16 protein-coding genes and 1 pseudogene are annotated in these 16,895 nt (G+C 38.0%); 11 read left to right on the top strand and 6 right to left on the bottom strand.

Translation table 11 applies throughout. The features are described from left to right. The 5 genes from ACYQ0H_RS11550 to ACYQ0H_RS11530 all read left to right on the top strand — a co-directional run bounded on the left by ACYQ0H_RS11550 (position 1) and on the right by ACYQ0H_RS11530 (position 5,307). Entirely contained in the window at positions 1-741 is a 741-nt protein-coding gene (locus ACYQ0H_RS11550; RefSeq protein ID WP_118008768.1) for a lantibiotic immunity ABC transporter MutG family permease subunit, read from the top strand. 14 nt (positions 742-755) lie between these two features. Beyond that, entirely contained in the window at positions 756-1,418 is a 663-nt protein-coding gene (locus tag ACYQ0H_RS11545; RefSeq protein ID WP_055195474.1) for a response regulator transcription factor, read from the top strand. Beyond that, a complete protein-coding gene (locus ACYQ0H_RS11540; protein WP_459812981.1) occupies positions 1,406-2,782 on the top strand; it encodes a sensor histidine kinase in 1,377 nt (458 codons plus the stop codon). Before ACYQ0H_RS11545 ends, ACYQ0H_RS11540 begins: the two co-directional genes overlap by 13 nt. A gap of 137 nt (positions 2,783-2,919) precedes the next feature. Continuing rightward, positions 2,920-3,381 (top strand): hypothetical protein, encoded by a 462-nt coding sequence (locus tag ACYQ0H_RS11535; RefSeq protein ID WP_182433364.1) that lies wholly within the window; start codon positions 2,920-2,922, stop codon positions 3,379-3,381. Positions 3,382-3,621: 240 nt separating this feature from the next. Beyond that, a complete protein-coding gene (locus tag ACYQ0H_RS11530) occupies positions 3,622-5,307 on the top strand; it encodes an ABC transporter ATP-binding protein (RefSeq protein ID WP_118351163.1) in 1,686 nt (561 codons plus the stop codon). A gap of 89 nt (positions 5,308-5,396) precedes the next feature. Here the strand turns inward: ACYQ0H_RS11530 and ACYQ0H_RS11525 are convergent, their stop codons facing one another. Next, the gene (locus ACYQ0H_RS11525) at positions 5,397-5,633 is read right to left on the bottom strand and encodes a DUF6061 family protein (protein WP_118351162.1); all 237 of its coding nucleotides are present in this window, start codon (positions 5,631-5,633) and stop codon (positions 5,397-5,399) included. A 326-nt stretch (positions 5,634-5,959) separates the two neighbouring features. Here ACYQ0H_RS11525 and ACYQ0H_RS11520 point away from each other — a divergent pair, with 326 nt between their 5' ends. From ACYQ0H_RS11520 to ACYQ0H_RS11495, 6 genes and pseudogenes are all read left to right on the top strand, one after another. After that, a complete protein-coding gene (locus tag ACYQ0H_RS11520) occupies positions 5,960-6,553 on the top strand; it encodes a class I SAM-dependent methyltransferase (protein ID WP_459812980.1) in 594 nt (197 codons plus the stop codon). Between the two features lie 141 nt (positions 6,554-6,694). Continuing rightward, positions 6,695-6,853 (top strand): hypothetical protein, encoded by a 159-nt coding sequence (locus ACYQ0H_RS11515; RefSeq protein ID WP_459812979.1) that lies wholly within the window; start codon positions 6,695-6,697, stop codon positions 6,851-6,853. Between the two features lie 65 nt (positions 6,854-6,918). Continuing rightward, a pseudogene (locus ACYQ0H_RS11510) lies at positions 6,919-7,102 on the top strand (type IV secretory system conjugative DNA transfer family protein); the annotation flags it as partial. 128 nt (positions 7,103-7,230) lie between these two features. After that, positions 7,231-7,689 carry a MarR family winged helix-turn-helix transcriptional regulator gene (locus tag ACYQ0H_RS11505; RefSeq protein WP_459812978.1) on the top strand — a complete coding sequence of 153 codons (459 nt, stop codon included), beginning with the start codon at positions 7,231-7,233 and terminating at the stop codon, positions 7,687-7,689. Further along, positions 7,658-7,870, top strand: a complete 213-nt coding sequence (locus tag ACYQ0H_RS11500; RefSeq protein WP_459812977.1) for a cytidylate kinase family protein — start codon at positions 7,658-7,660, stop codon at positions 7,868-7,870. The genes ACYQ0H_RS11505 and ACYQ0H_RS11500 overlap by 32 nt, the downstream gene beginning before the upstream one ends. A gap of 24 nt (positions 7,871-7,894) precedes the next feature. Beyond that, the gene (locus tag ACYQ0H_RS11495) at positions 7,895-9,226 is read left to right on the top strand and encodes an MATE family efflux transporter (RefSeq protein ID WP_459812976.1); all 1,332 of its coding nucleotides are present in this window, start codon (positions 7,895-7,897) and stop codon (positions 9,224-9,226) included. 387 nt (positions 9,227-9,613) lie between these two features. On the opposite strand, the gene ACYQ0H_RS11490 is transcribed toward ACYQ0H_RS11495, so the two are convergent. The 5 genes from ACYQ0H_RS11490 to ACYQ0H_RS11470 all read right to left on the bottom strand — a co-directional run. Next, the gene (locus ACYQ0H_RS11490) at positions 9,614-10,345 is read right to left on the bottom strand and encodes a hypothetical protein (RefSeq protein WP_459812975.1); all 732 of its coding nucleotides are present in this window, start codon (positions 10,343-10,345) and stop codon (positions 9,614-9,616) included. A gap of 1 nt (position 10,346) precedes the next feature. Continuing rightward, positions 10,347-11,039: a hypothetical protein gene (locus tag ACYQ0H_RS11485; protein WP_459812974.1), complete on the bottom strand. Its 693-nt coding sequence runs from the start codon at positions 11,037-11,039 to the stop codon at positions 10,347-10,349. Positions 11,040-11,361: 322 nt separating this feature from the next. After that, positions 11,362-12,183, bottom strand: a complete 822-nt coding sequence (locus tag ACYQ0H_RS11480; protein WP_459812973.1) for an Rpn family recombination-promoting nuclease/putative transposase — start codon at positions 12,181-12,183, stop codon at positions 11,362-11,364. Between the two features lie 220 nt (positions 12,184-12,403). Next, the gene (locus ACYQ0H_RS11475) at positions 12,404-14,806 is read right to left on the bottom strand and encodes a hypothetical protein (RefSeq protein ID WP_459812972.1); all 2,403 of its coding nucleotides are present in this window, start codon (positions 14,804-14,806) and stop codon (positions 12,404-12,406) included. A 77-nt stretch (positions 14,807-14,883) separates the two neighbouring features. Continuing rightward, on the bottom strand, positions 14,884-16,895 hold a 2,012-nt coding region (locus tag ACYQ0H_RS11470), incomplete at its 5' end, for a glycoside hydrolase family 5 protein (protein ID WP_459812971.1).

The raw sequence follows: 16,895 nt of genomic DNA, 5'->3' as shown, positions 1-16,895 counted from the left end.
ATGATTGGAAGATCTCTTAATGCAGACTTGCGAAAGATGAAAGGAACATCTGTGATTCTGGCACACTTACTGATTCCGATTATAACCAGCGTTATATTTTTAATATATTACCTTTTTTCACCGTGGAATGAAAATATGAAAGTGATTGCATTTTATCAGGCAATAGGAGCAGGACTTCCGGTACTTATTGGAATTTTTACAGCAAGTGTGATGGAACAGGAACAAAATGCAGGTGATTTTCAAAATCTGTTGTCTTTACCGGATAAACCTGCAGCATTTTTATCGAAACTGTTGATGCTACTGGTTTTGTGTCTGTGCTCTATCATATTGACAGCAATCATATTCGGAATTGGATTTGGAAGAATCGCATCAAGCGATATCGAAATCATGAAAGGATGTATATTTGCAGCATTGCTGCTGTGGGGAAGCAGTGTTCCACTTTATCTGTGGCAGCTGATTCTGGCTTTTCAGTTTGGAAAAGGGGTATCCATTGGAGCAGGGATTATATCAGGACTAATTAGTGCATTGATGCTTACCGGACTTGGAGATTATGTGTGGAAATATGTATTTGTCTGCTGGACGGGTAGAGTACCATATACTTATCTGCAATCTGTATTGGGAGAAACTAGTGTAGGTGAATGGTTGTCATTCATACCAGGTTGCTTAATATTTACAGGGATTAGTATGGTATACTATTTTTGGTGGGTAAACCACTGGGAAGGAAACAGAATATCGGAATAGAATCGAGGGAAACTATGGCAAAAATACTGGCAGTTGATGATGAACCGGCAATTTTGGAAATGATAGAAAGCATTTTGAATAAGGATGGACATCTGGTTACCAAAGTAAGTAATCCACTAAAAATTAATATGGAAGAATTACATCGTTATGACCTGATTTTACTGGACATTATGATGCCTGGAATTGATGGCTTCGAATTATGCAAAAGAATTAGGATACTTGTGGATTGTCCGATTTTGTTTCTTACGGCAAAAACGGAGGAAAACAGTCTGGTAAACGGACTTTCTTTAGGAGCAGATGATTATATTTCAAAGCCATTTGGAGTGATGGAACTTCGGGCAAGGATCAATGCACATCTTAGAAGAGAGCACAGGGAACATTCTGTCCGGATGGTTTTAGGGAGAGTCTGCATTCAGATGTCTCAAAAGAAACTGTTGATGGATGATAAAGAACTTCCGTTTACGAAAGCAGAGTACGAAATCTGTGAATTTCTGGCTAAAAACAGAGGACAGGTTTTCTCGAAGGAACAGATATTGGAAGCGGTCTTTGGCTTTGACAATGAGAGTAATGACAGTACTATAATCACGCATATCAAAAATATAAGAGCAAAATTTGCGGATTATGATTATATGCCGATAAAAACAGTCTGGGGGATTGGATATAAATGGGAAGAGTAAAGAGAAGCAATGCACTCAGCAGGATTTTTATGAGATATGTACTGGTCATGCTTGGATCATTAGTTGGTTTGGTGATTGTTGCTTATCTGCTGCTGTACCTTTTGATTAGTGTGGGCTGTATTTATCCGGCAAATTATGCAGAGCAAAAGATTAATGAAGCATATGATACGATTCTACGTGCAGATAAAGTGACTGCTGAGATGATTCCCGCACTTTGTGATTATGTAATCTTTTCAGAGAATGGAGAGAAAATAGGTGGAGATTTGTCAGAACAATACGAACAGATAGCATGGAATGTTGCAAAGCACGGAAACGCATCCGGGAAATATTTTTATAAAGTAATTGTAAGGGAAAATGAATATGTTGTATTGCAATATCGCCTGACACCTCAATATCATTCAGCTTTTTTGAGGGAGCATTTTATAGGACCACAGAATGTGATGATTATTATGTCTGTGATTGGAGCGGTAGCGATTATCATCATTCCGTCCATACGTTTTGGAAAAAGAATCAAAAAGCAGATGCAGCCTGTATTAGACGCAATCGGACAAATAAAGGATCAAAATCTGGAATATGAGACATCCTGTTCCGGTATCAAAGAGTTTGATGACTGTTTATCGGCAATCGATGATATGCGAGATGCATTGCGAGAATCTTTAGAAAAGCAGTGGAAAACAGAGCATGAAAAGAAACAGCAGATGTCTGCTTTGGCGCATGATATTAAAACACCTCTTACGATTGTACGGGGAAATGCAGAACTACTTTCAGAGACTGAACTGACCACAGAACAGAAGAAAAATATCACTTATGTTTTGAACGGCACAACACAGATACAAAGTTATGTAAAACAGTTGATAGATGTCACAAAATCATGGAATTGCAGTGATGTTACCTATACAACGGTGAGGTTAGAAGATTTTTTCGCAGATATAAAGGAACAGGCACTCGGACTGGTAGAAATCTATCACCAGAAAATAGATTGGAAGGCGGGACAAAGTGATAAAAAGGTAACGATTGCTTATGATCCAATGTTCCGGGCCGTAATGAATGTGATTCAGAATGCAGTGGAGCATACAAAAGAAAATGGAATCATTTATATTGACGCAAAGGAGCAGGATGGCCGGCTGACATTCATTGTGGAGGATAGCGGATCAGGATTTACAAAAGAAGCATTATTGCATGGCACAGAGCAGTTTTTTATGGATGACACAAGTAGAAATGGCGAAGCCCATTATGGGATGGGACTATTTTTTGCAAAAACTGTGGCTGAAAAATATGGTGGAGGTATTAAACTTTCAAATTCTGAAAATACAGGTGGGGCGAGGGTAGAAATATTTTTCCTGAGTAGTCAGGAAACAAGCTAAATAGACCGCAATTAAGCTATGTAAAAGAAATTTTACATGCTTTTATCTAATATGTAAAAGCCTTTTGATAGACATTACTACTACGTTTGCTGTAATCTCATGGAAGAAGGAGGCATGCTTTACCGCCAGAGTCTGTTATGACACCGGAAGCAGCCGCCTATCCGAAGTTAAAAAAGATAAAGACAGAACTGGACAGCCAGAATGCCATTATCTTTGAAGCTGAGAAACTAAGAGGCAGTCTTGAAATCGAAATGTCAAACTTAAAGGGACTGGCGAAGCTCACCAGAAAAGGTGATTTACAGAGAAAGATTGACGAAAAGACGGATTATATCAACAGATTAAAGGTAGGACTATCAAACATGGTTCGTAATAGCGGTTTTGAAAATATGAACGAGTTCCTGCTGACATTCAGAGAATGCAGGAATGCTTATATGGATTATCAGAGACAATACGAAAGCTGGAAGAATACCTGCAGAAAACTGGATACACCTACGCATAAGGATGAAAAACTGTCGGATAAACTTGCAAGACTACAAAGGGAAGCCGCTGAAAACCAGAACAGTATCAGCAGGCAGACAAAAAACAGAGGGGCAAGATAATATGCCCTTTGTTTTATATTCTTTTGACGGAATTACGATAGAATATTGGAACTTAGCATGATATAATAATAGAAAATTTTTAGGAAGAGGTGAGAACGATATGAAAATTATCCGAGATAACTACTCAGTACAGTTGATGTAAACTGTTGGCAGATTGTGCTGAGGTTAAAAGAAACTTGCCAGTAGTCGTTGACTGTACTGTCCTGATGCTTGAAATACAATATGTAAAGGAGTACAGTTATGCGTTATATAAAAGATATATTAAAGAAAAACAGCATATGGGTATTGGTCTACATTGGACTAGGTATATTTAATTCATTTGTGGCTAATTACAAGGTTGACTATTTCCAAAAGGTTATTGATGGATTGGCTGATAGAACACTTGCATTTGCGGGAGTTGCAACATATGGCTTTATTTTGCTGGTAAATTATTGTATGAATTATCTGGATAATTACCCTAAAAAGAAGTTGGAACATGGTATTTATCTGGATTTTAAGGTTTTGTCACTTAGAAAAATAAGTACAATCGATTATACGGAATATCAGAAAATAGGTACGGGCAAACTTGTTCAAAGGATTGAGAATGGTTCAGCAGCAGGAAGAAATGTATTATTCAATTTCTGGTTGTGTTTAATTCGTGACTTACTTCCTACCATTGGTTTTAGTATATACTTTATTTGGAAAATAGATGAAAAAGTCACTTATGTACTGTTTGTAGGCTATGCGTTTATTTTTATAATAACCAACATTCTATTAAAGTTTCTTTACAAAATAAAAGAAAAGATTTTGAATAGTGAAGAACTATTAAATCACTATTTGGTGAGAGGCTATATGGAAATGTTGGTATTTCGTATGAGTAAACAGTTCCCGAGTGAAATAAAGAAGACTTGTAATGCAAAAGAGGATATTGTTTCATCAAAAGTAAAAATGAATATGATTCATGAAGCATTCTTCACGATATTTGCACTACTTGTGGCAATGTTAGATATTGGTATTCTTTTTTATGCATGGAAAACGAAAAACCTTACAGTAGGTTCTGTGGTTGCACTAATTGCACTGATTGAAAATGCTTATACACCAATTGCCATTTTTAATGTACTTTATGTCCAATATAAATTGGACAAGGCATCATATAAGAGATTTGAGGAATTTTTAGGCTTAAAAGACGATGTTCAATTAAGAAACGGTAACGCAATAAATATAAATGTTGGAAAAATTGCAATAAGAAATTTATCATTCCAATATGAGAAACGAAAAATTATTGATGGCTTGAGCCTGTCAATACAAAAGGGAGAAAAAATAGCTTTTGTAGGAGAAAGTGGTTCCGGAAAATCGACCTTGATTAAGATTTTATTAGGGTTGCTAAAATATAATCAGGGAGAAGTTCACTTAGGAGACATGGAGTTAAAAGAAATTTGTCTTAATAATCTGTATGATAGAGTTAGTTATCTATCACAGGATGCCCCTGTTTTTGACGGAACAATAAAAGAAAATCTGGTATTTGGGAAACAAGTGTCAGAAGAACAAATGCTAGGGGCATTGAGTGAAGTGCAACTATCTCATTTAGTTGAAAATCTTGCGGAAGGTTTAAATACTGAAATTGGTGAGAAAGGTACTTGTTTATCAGGTGGAGAAAAACAAAGACTTGCATTAGCTCGCTTGTGGTTTGAAGACTCTGAACTTGTCATTTTGGATGAAGCAACATCTGCAATGGATAATTTAACAGAAGAAAATGTAATGAAATCAGTTATGCAAAAAATGAAAGATAAAACTGTCATTGCCATTGCACATAGATTAAATTCCATTGCAGGTTTTGACAGAATTATTCTCTTTAAAGAAGGGAGGATTGTTGGACAAGGTACTTTTGAAGAACTACTACATACAGATTCTTATTTTATGGACTTGTATAATGCGAATGTGAAATAATTGTTTTTTAGGTCGAAACTTGTAAAAATACAAAGGGGCTGTTGCTCTTGCACTTTTTTAATTGTTAGAGTAGCAGTCCCTTAGTGTACTTAAAGTTCAATAGAGTCTTCTGCGTCTACCCATATCTGCATAGTTCCATCCAGATATAGTTTTGCATATTCAAGAGGTTCATCAATAGCAAGAGCATTTAATGCACACTGAGAGCATGGTGTAGTTTTAATACCATCTTCTGCCTTGTTGCAGTCAATACGGAGCATATATCCGGCACAGGTGTAAATGTCTATGCTATTCCGGTACATATTGTATTCTGCGTAAATAATATTCATATCGTGTCTCCTTCAAATCAATTAATCAAAATAAGAAATTCAGAAGCATTTCAATCAGTTCACCATGTCAGTTTCATTTTGTGTTATACTGTGTTATATGATTTTGTTTCCCTTGCTTTTTCCCTTACCAGAGTCCATAAACACTGATGGAACGATATAACACAAGGGAATATATAAGGGAAAGCACACCTGTCACAAACTTAGTATTTTCAATGGTTTGTGAGAAATTTGATAACAAAATATAACAGTTATTAAATCTCTTAAAATAGGTGAAATCTCAATCGGAATTTGTAGGATAAAATATATATCTGATAGGAAGTGGGCATATGAACGATATCATTAATCATTATGATTTACTTATTGATGAAAAAAATGATCCAGTGCGTGATCCACAGGTTTTAAGAGACTATATGGATAAATGGGACGGACAAATTTTCATCAACTCTTTACAACTCAACAAGAATAAAAATGTTCTTGAAATTGGTGTAGGTACAGGACGTTTGGCATTAAAAGTCATTCCTAATTGCAAGCATTTTACAGGGATTGACTTTTCTCCGAAAACCATCGAACGGGCAATAGAAAATCTTGAAAGATTTGATAATAAAACTTTGATTTGTGGAGATTTTTTTGATTACTGTTCTACTAAAAAATTTGATATCATTTACTCTTCTTTGGTCCTGTGGCATATTAAAGAAAAACAAGCATTTATAGATAAAGTCGCATCTTTGCTATCAAAAAACGGGCGTTTTGTTCTTTCAATTGCAGATGATCAGTCTGAGGAACTTGACTTCACTATACGTAAAATACATATGTATCCCGATACTATTGAAGATACAGTGAACTTTCTTAAAAAATCCAATTTGAAAGTGACATCAATAAATCGCGTGGAATTCGGTACAGTTTTTACAGCGGAGAAATAACGCTCAGGTATTCAAAAGATAAGTATAATTTTCATCTCTACAAATCCCCATTTATCGACCAAACCAAATTAAACAAAACCAACCCAGCCGTTATGAGAAATCATAACGGCTTTTTTCATGCCATGAAACAGGAGGAATTTTATGCCTAACAATATAACAAATAAGGTGATTCTTCACGGTGATAAAGAACAGATACAAGAACTGCTTGAATATGTAAAATGCGATGACGAGGAAATCGGCTTTGTAGATTTCAATATGAAAAATCTCTCAAAGCAATATTTTGGAGCTTTTACATATTGAAAAAACATAGCCAATCTGCCCTTTGGACAGCTATGGCTTTGTGTGGTGTTGCCCTAGATAAATGCAGAAGCGTGATGAGTGGATCTGTCTGTCGGAGCAAGAACGATCCGTCTGAATCCCTGCAAATGATTGAAAGCCCGCTGATTTGCGGATGAACTGAAATTTATGCCCAAAGGACCGCTTGCAGTGGTGAAAACCGGCTTCTATCGCATAAAGGTCAGGCTGAAGCTGTTCTTTAATTTTGGTATCAAAATCTTTCATTTTATCTGTTTGAAAGGTTTGCAAAAAATATTTTTTGTGGACCTATTGACTTTTGTCCGCTTTCGGACTACAATAGTAATATCCGAAAACAGACTAATAATATGGAGGTATTAAATATGACTACAATCAGAAAACAAATGCTGGAGATCAGCCGACTGTCCGAGGAAAGCGACGGGATCTATCACGACATTGCGCAGAGTTACCACCTTCCTGACAGTGTATACTGGATACTCTATATTCTGTACAACTATGACGAACCGGTTTCTCAGGTGGATCTTTGCGACCAGTGGGCGTATTCCAAGCAAACGATCAACAGTTCTATCACTTCGATGATCAAAAAAGAATGGATCACACTGGAATCGCTAACTGGAACAAAAAACCGCAAGCGCATTATACTCACTGAAGCCGGTCAAAAATTTTGTGAGCAGGTGATTGGCGAAACAAGGATGATCGAAGAAGCTGCATTTTCAAGAATTACCGAGGAAGAACGGAAATTGTTTCTATCTCTGTTCCGTAAGACCAATCAGTATATGCGTGAGGAATATGAGAAACTACACGCAGAGAACAAAAAGTGATTACTTTGGAAAACGGAAAGGGTTATTCTATGACGGCAGGGAGCTTGGAAAGCGGTTGGCGGACGAGATGGGTTTTTCCTACTATGCAAAGGAGATTATCGGAAAAATAGCCGAGAATCTCGAACTGGGCGAACAGTATATTGAAAGCGTTCTCGACCGTGCCGATTGTAGCTTTTACTGAAAAATATTTTGAAAGGAGATTTCAATGAATATTCAGTTATCTGACCATTTTGACTATAAACGCCTTTTGCGCTTTGTGGCACCGTCCATTATTATGATGGTATTCACTTCTATTTACGGAGTGGTGGACGGTCTGTTTGTTTCCAATTTTGTTGGAGACACTGCGTTTGCCGCCATTAATCTGATTATGCCGATTAACACGATTCTCGGCGGCGTGGGCTTTATGCTGGGAACAGGCGGTAGTGCACTTGTGGCAAAGCTGCTGGGAGAGCAAAAGAGGGAGCAGGCAAGCCGTTATTTCACTATGATGATCTGGACTTCGGTTATTGTCGGCGTGGCGCTTTCGGCAGTCGGCTTTCTGGTGATGCGTCCTGTAGCGCTTTTGCTGGGCGCAACTGAGGGAATGCTTCAGCACTGCGTCACCTACGGCTCTGTTACCATGATTTTTAATGCTTCGTTCATGCTGCAATATGCGCTTCAGGCGTTTCTGATCGCAGCGGAAAAGCCAAAGCTTGGACTTTTTTCAACTGTTGCGGCAGGTGTGACTAATATGGTGTTTGACGCATTGTTCATCGCTGTTTTCAAATGGGGCGTTGCAGGTGCGGCAGTTGCTACGGGACTCAGTCAATGCATCGGCGCTGTGATCCCGCTGATTTATTTTCTGCGAGAGAACAACAGCCCGTTGAAGCTGACAAAAACCCGGTTTGAGCTGAGGCCTATCCTAAAGGCTTGCGGGAACGGTTCCTCCGAGATGGTTTCCAATGCAACCTCTGCCGTAATTGGTATCATTTACAACTTTCAGCTTCTAAAACACGCCGGAGAAAATGGAGTCGCCTCCTACGGTGTGCTTATGTATCTGCAATTTGCATTTGTAGCGGTTTTTATCGGTTATTCCATGGGCAGCGCTCCGATTATCAGCTATCACTACGGTGCGGAAAATCTTGCAGAGCTGAAAGGACTGCTTAAAAAAAGTAAGCTGCTGATGTTTATCACAGGTGCTTTTATGGTTGTGGCCGCGCAGGTTCTTGCCGTTCCGCTGGCGAAGCTTTTTGTGGGTTACAGTCAGGAATTGTTTACAATGACGGTACGGGCGCTGCGAATTTCCACCGTGTCTTTTGTTATCGTTGGATTTAATATTTTTGCTTCGGGTTTCTTTACGGCGCTCAATGACGGAGGTGTGTCAGCAGCAATTTCCTTCCTTCGAACTTTCATTTTCAAAATGGCAGCGATTCTGTTTCTTCCGCTGATTTTAGGACTTGACGGCATTTGGCTGGCAGATGTGACGGCAGAAATTTCTGCCTTTGGAATTTCTCTGATTTTCCTGTTTGCGAAGCGAAAAAAATATCAATATATGTAAAAAATAAAGGGAAAGAGGAAATCATGAAGCATTCAAAGCTTAAGGATAGAATAAAAAAGTTTTTCAGATTTCTGTTGAATCCGAAATTTCTCCTCTGCTTTGGCATCGGATGGATGATCACAAACGGGTGGTCATATATCCTCATGGCAATTGGCACCTATTTTCAAATCGGGTGGATGATGGCGGTGGCGGGCGCAAATCGGCTGTTGTTTATATAAAAAAGCAGCCTCTTGGCTACTGAACAGATCCACATTGTACAGACAGCACAAAAAAACCACCATTGGTATAATATTAAGTTTTAAGCAAAAAACTGATTTTGCAATTAAAGCGGAGTCAGTTTTGTATTTAACTGAATACGCTGTTGATTGCAAAAGTATATGTATTCGTCTATGATGAAACAAACTCGGACAAATCATCCACTTTAGCTGAAATATCCAATTCGTCTTTTGCCGCATTTAAACTATCAAAATCGAAATCGCTGGTTTTTCCGTTTATAATTTCATCGATTTCTTTTTCAACCGATTTGATTTGATCTATATGTTTATTTATAATTGAGGCTCCCGATGATATAATTTCGCTTGCTAAACTGAATTGTTCTGAGATAACATCTCCGAGAATACCGGGAATATTTCCGGTTAAGGTACTTCCCATGCTAAAAATACTTTCACTGATTTGTGCTATTGCATTTCTTCTCTCATCATTATCTTCCGACATATAAGTTAATTTTTTTATAGTATCTGATATATTAATAGCTTCATCAACTAAAGCAACCAGATCGTTTGCTCCTTTATAAAGCGAATCATAGTTTTTAATCCACTTGCTATAATCCTTATTACTTGAAGCAAGTTTATCTAATGCTTCGTTTAAAGCAGCTGTATCAGGTGAGTCAGTAATAAATTTTGATAGTTTACCGTAATTTACTGTATTATTAAGACTTTCCAGCGTAAATCTTATAGAAATGTCTCCCCACGAAACAATATTATTTTTTAATATTTCACAAAAACCATCTACGGTATATGTTTCTTCGTCAGATAGTTTTATCATTGTATCTTCAACTTTTTTCATGTCCTTATCTAACTTTAATATGATCTCGAATCCTGTATCAATATTAATTGACATTTTATTTTCCTCCCAATTTAAACTCTATAATATTTAGGTTCCCGCTATTAAAAGAAAGGGTCATTCGCTTATTATCAATAGAATAAATATATAATTCAAAATCATCAGAATCTTCATACTTATCTATTGGTTCACCAAACATTTGAAGTATTTCTTCTTCAGTACTATCAAAGGTTATTCCGCCTATTGAAATGTTATCAATCGTATCCTGCCTTTTGAAAGCACTCGCAGTAAAGCTTATACAAATAATATCATTATCACTATAATCATTATCGTCTGCTGCACAATGCATTGTTACCGCAGCCAAAGATTTTTTGTCATATAATAATCCACAGCTTCTTAATTCTGTTTCCTCTTCATATATCATGGTTTCTTTTCTAAAAGTAAAACCATCACCCAAATCATCCAGCGAGCATGGAAATGAAAAAGTTTTATCGCCTATAACAACGTTACTGACGATCTTATCAAAAACATCCTCGTTAAATGTTCCGTCGTACTCATTTATTTCCGACTGAACCTCAGTTTTGCTCTGAGTATCGCTTTCCGTACTTTCCGATACCGATTCGGAAATACTGCTTTGTGTACTCCGGCTTTTATCATTATCGTTCGATAATGTGTTTTCAGAATTTTTGCAGGCTGTTAAATTCGAAGCTAAAATAACAGCAGCCATAATTAAAACAAGTTTTCTTTTCATAGAACCTCCATCCAATATAGCTATTAAAATTATTTATATATCATATTAAGTATTATAAAATATCACTTAATATACCTATATTAATTAAAATATTAGCACAATATATATAATAATTCAAGAGTTTAATTAATAATTCTTGGCAATTTTTAAAAAATCTATAATTTGCATAAAATTAGCAATAAAATTTTGGTAGATTTATGCATAATTTTGTCCCTGTTCCTCCTTGATTCCCAGGGACTGTTTCTTTTATAAATTTGGGAAAAAAATAATTCAATAAAAAAAGGATACAGCGCCGATCAGCGCTATATCCTTATTGTTTCTGTTATTTATTAAGAGCCGCTTTTATCATATCGTCTGACAAGCCAAGCTCTTTTAATCTTGCTGCGATATTGGCTCTTTCTTCTTCTTTGCCTTTTTCTATGCCTATCTGCTCTCCCTCACGCCTTGCATGACCCAATGCGCTGGCTTCATCGTGCAGCGCCTTTTCTCTTAATCTTGCAAGCTCCTGTATCTTTTCATCCTCGCTCATCTGGTGTATTACCATTACCGCTTTCTGTATTTCCGGCACATTTGTCTGTCTAAGCATTTCCAGTTCCTCCTCGCTCTCCGCATTTATCAGTTGAAGCCACAGCTCCATGCGGTTATTCTTATTTATCTTCTTGTTTATCTTTTTCAATTCAAAAAAGTGTATCGCGCATTTATCCGTCAGCAGCTCATGCCTGTTTACTTCCAGTACCTTGAAGCATGAATGAAATTCAGGGCATTCAAACATATTGAAGTTGATTATATTTATTGATATGCTCTGTTTCAGGTCGCCGTATTCGTCGCCGCTTTTCAGATCTCCGCTGTAAAGCTTCGACCAGTAATACAATACTCGGTCATTGAAATCAGGCTCATTTTTTATCTGCATTTCAACATTGACTAATTTATTGTCAACCTGCATTTTCAGATCAAGCCTGCTGAATTTCCCAGTTATCGTTTCCGGCAGTATTTCGGAGTTCTGAATCACTATCTCTTTTATCGAATCATATGGCAGTTCAAGCATAGTCGATAAAAAGCTATGCAGTATATCCTCATTTTCCGATTTTGAAAACATCGTCTTGAATATTATATCCAGCTTTGCTTTCACTATGTTTCTGCCCATTGGTATCAGCCTCCGTTACGTCTGTTTTCCGTCCTTTTTCTAACTTCATTATATCATACTATGCCAATCATTGCAAGCTTTATAAAAGTAAATTTTACTTCGGTCCCAGTGGAGCCGAAGTTAATGAAACAAGGGCACAGATAACTGTACCCTTGTTTTTGCTTTCAGCGCTAAAGTCAAGTCGGAAGCAGTGAAATAAACCATGAAGATGTAAAGGAGGTTACTTCTTTCTTGAGGCGATAACGCCGATTGCTGACAACAGAATTATTCCCGCTGCCGCAGCCGAAGCTGCTCCGGTGTTGGGGTTAGACGTTCCGCCGGCTCCTGAGTTATTGGCATTTTCTGTTATCCCCGCCTTACTGTCGGAGCCTGCGGAATCCGTCTTTGACGTGATGTCGTTTGACGAATCGTCGGTTTTGCTTGACGAATCATCGGTCTTTGAGCTTGATTCATCGTCTGTTTTTGATGACGAATCGGCGTCTGTATCGGACGAGCTTTCGGAATCTGGCGTTGATTCTGAATCAGGAATTGATTCTGACGAGGAATCGTCCGTCTTTTCAACCAGACCCGCAACAGCCGTTTCAATCGCTGTTTTAGCGGCTTCGATATCTGCCTTTTCAGAATCCTCCGGCAATTCCTTTGCCGCTGTCAAAGCCGTTGTCAGTTCCGCATAGCTGTCCTCGGTGTAATTGTCGGATTCAATTTTTTCAGCTTCCGCTATTGCCGCTTTCAGTTCGTCAAGCGCAATAGTTCTGTCCGTAACCGCCTTGACTACCTGTCCGACAGCATTGATATATTCCACCTTTGTTACTGCATAAACATAGTCGTTTGCGTTTGCCCATGCCCATGTATACGCTACAAGCTTCACATCATCGCCGGAGTTGATTGCATTTGTCAACGGCAATTCAATCGTAAATCCCTTTGCTCCGGCTGTCTGGGAACTGTCTGTTCCGGCAAACTTCATGTAGCTTTCCACGCCTGCGATTGCAGCCTTTGCTTCTATGCTTGCGTACTGATTAAACGAAACATCGTCAGCGCAGTCGAACGTTATCTTGATTTTTGTCGCTCCTGCAACAGCTTCGTCCGCCGTAAATTCTCCGAGGGTGGTTTCAACGGCGTTTTTCTGAATTACAGCTATCGGCTCTCCGGCTTCCTCAACATTCTGAGGTTTCAGTTCCAAGGTACTCATTGCCGCTTTTAAATCCTCAATGGCGGCAATATATTGTGAAACTAAACCGTCAGTAATTGACTTTGCGTTTGTAATAGCCGTTTCTACTGCCGACCAGCTGTCTTTGGTATAATCCTTTTCATTCAGAGCCTCTAACTGATCGATTATTCCATTCATTTCAGTTATCTGAGCTTCAGCGCTTTTCTTCGTTACTGCCGCCTGTGCCGCCTTTAAATCTGCGCATGCTTTATCTATTTCTTCCTGAGAAGCGCCTTCATCATAATATACTGTACTTGCGGAATTTGCCGCAGCTCTTAAATCGTTTAAATTATAATCTATATCCTTTTTCCCTTGTATAAAGTTATTTTCCTCAACCAACGCATTTTTAAGTTCAATTACATTAGTTGTTTTTAACTTTATATTATTATATGCCGTATTCAGATCTTCAAGAGCCTTATTTACTTCTGCTTGAGTATAATTATCCCAAACATTCACCCTTATCGCTGCTGAAAGAGCATTGCTTAAAGCGTTAATGCCTGTATACAGACCTCTATCTAATCCTAAACCATTTATATATGCACTGATTTCTTCTATTTTTTCATTAAGAGCTGTTTTATCAACGATTTCCTCAACATTATCGAAAGCAGCAGCTAATGAATTAGTGGCATTATTTACTTCTTCCTGAGTTGCAGACGCATTATTATACACAGTCTTTGCATTTTCAAGCTCTGTTTTCAAAGCTTCGATGTTTGTATACTTAGTATCACCTATTCCCGAAAGAAAAGTTTCTACTTCATTTATTTTAGATGATAATGCAGATTTATTTACATCTGAACTTGAATTCTCTCCTAATGTCGGATCAATCATAATAACCCCGGGCCATTTTAATGATTCCATTGTAGATTTTACATTATCATTCTTTACATATGCTGTCGCTGTTGAGGGAACATTTTTGAATAACGAACTCTTAACAGTAATTGACGGCTCACTAATTGAATTAGCGTATATATATAATTGTTCTAATCCGGTACAATTATTAAATCCATACGAATCAAATTTTAGATCATCTCCGGTATATTCAATTACTGCGCATTTTAATGTTACTGTTTCTCTGCAAATATATTTAGGTATAGCCTTATATCCTTTCGGTATAATCAGCTTTTCAATCGAAAATGTTTGACTACTGGTTGTTCTGAATAATGATTGTCCTATAACGAGCGTTTCATCATCGGCTTTGTAAGTAATACCGTCAATTACTATTTCGCTTGGTAATGTTACATCTGTAACGGTATTATCGAAAGTCGCTATTGTTGCTACTCCATTTTCAACCGTATAAGTAAAATTACCAGAGTAATCTGTATTTTCCGCTATTGCAGAAAATCCAATAGAATTAACTCCGATCAGTCCCACAAGCAAAACGCCTAATGCACGTTTTAGAGCTTTTAGTTTTTTCATATTTACCCTCCCATATCATGAAAATGGCGTTTGTTATTTAATAACAAACGCCATTTTATTTTACTTTTATCCTTAAGCTATCCTATAATAGAACTCAATAATACTTGTCCCGCTGTCGTTACATTATTATTCGTCCTATCAAAAATAGCGAAACCATATTGTCCGGAATTACCGTTATCCCAATAAGCTGTTACTATTCCCAATTCAGTTGCAATAGCATTAAATGATACTATATATTCTTCTCTGCTATCAATATTATTCTTATCAATCGCGCCATATTCACCGATTACAACCGGCATATTCAGTCCGTTTGCAAAAGTAACTATTTTCTGCAATTGACCTTCCATATACTCTGTATCAGCATCCCATTCGCTTGTACCATTTTCATTTAATGCGAAATCATATGGATCATAGTAATGAACAGAAAGCATTAATCTGTTTTCAATTATAACATTGCTCGCTGTTTTATCATCTGGTTTTGCAAAACCATTAACAGTGTTATCAATGTCTGCGTTATAACCATTTAAAATCAGTACGCGATCTTGATTCTTTTTGTTTTCTCCGCCGGAATTTCTAACAGCAGTAACAAATGCCCGATTTAATTCGTTTACATTGCTTAAATTTGAAGCAGATGGCTCGTTTTGAGTACCGTTGTTAAGCTCGTTAAATCCCTCAAATATCAGCTTTTGATCGTAGTCTGCAAATGTATTTGCTATTGATGACCAAACTCCCGCAAATTTGTTTTGAACAGCAGTAAACTCATCGCCTGTCTTTGTAATGTCAATCCACATATCCTTAACGCCGTTTCCGCCGTCGTTATGTATGTTAACGATTACAAAAAGATTCGCGGAAATTGCTGCGTCCACTACCTGTTTTACTCTTGCCATATATGCGGAGTCGATAGTGTACGTTCCGTCGGCGTTCTGAACAATTTTGTCCATATAAGAAACAGGAATACGAACTGTGCCAAAACCTGCGTCTTTCACTGCGTCGAACATTTCCTTGCTAACAGGGAACTTATTGTTCCAGAGAGTTTCTCCGGCTGTTCCGTTGCTTGTTGAATCCAGTGCGTTACCAAGATTCCATGCTTTGCCCATCATGCCTGCAAGTTCATCAGCAGTTTTTCCGCCGACTTCTGCCGGAATAGGCGAGCGGTTGTCATAGATCTTAACCTTTGTGACTGCACATCCATCGAAGCATACGTTAAACTTTGTCAACGTGTCACTTACGTCAAATGTAAATGTTTTTGTACCTGTTTCCGTAACCGGAACAAATGAACCGCCGATTTTAGCTCCATCGCTGTAAAGCTCTGCTTGCATATAGCTGCCATCCGCCGGAATTGAGGAGTAGTTTGCTGTTACCTCAACCGTAGGACTTCTGTAGCCTTCCAGAGAGAAGTTGAAAACATAGATGTTTTCTGCTCCTGCGTATGTCCATACGTCAGGATCGCTTGAAGCCATTGTTGACTCTGTGCCTTTTGTCCAATTGCCTGTTATGTCGATCGGATCAGGCGTTTTGTCATAGACCTTTATTTCAGATACGGTGCATTCATCGAAACAAGCGAACAGCGAATGACGGGTACCGTCTATGCTGAATGAATATGTTACCTGCTTGCCTGCCTGAACTTCCTTGTATCTTGCGTTTTCCGGCTCTACTCCTGTCCAGACTTCTTGGTCAGTGTTATAGTTGTCAACATAATAAAGTGTTGCTTCCTTATAACCCGAAGCTGTCGAATCGTAGCTTACCGTTACATCGATCGTCGGATTGGTAAAGCCATAGCCTGAAAATCCCGACATATATATGTTGTACGCATTAGCGTCAACCGTTATGTCTGTGTCTCCTGTTACAGTCATAGCCGATGCTGTGCCTTTATGCCAAGAGCCAGTGATCGTTGTTTCCTGACCTTGCTTGTCATTTAACTTGACATAATTTAGTTTTACTGATCCTTCTCCGAAATTGTCTGTTATAAGATTAAAGCCGTAAGCGTCTTTTCCTGTATTAAGCGTTGATTCGATTTGTTCCATGCCAACAATACTCGTATAATTCACGCCTAATTCTGGGTCGGTTTGTCCTACCGAGGTAGTAGTCC

It is taken from the genome of Hominimerdicola intestinalis, from assembly GCF_054655215.1.
Note: the sequence above shows the minus strand (reverse complement) of the source record. Positions and strands in the feature narration are given on the sequence as shown.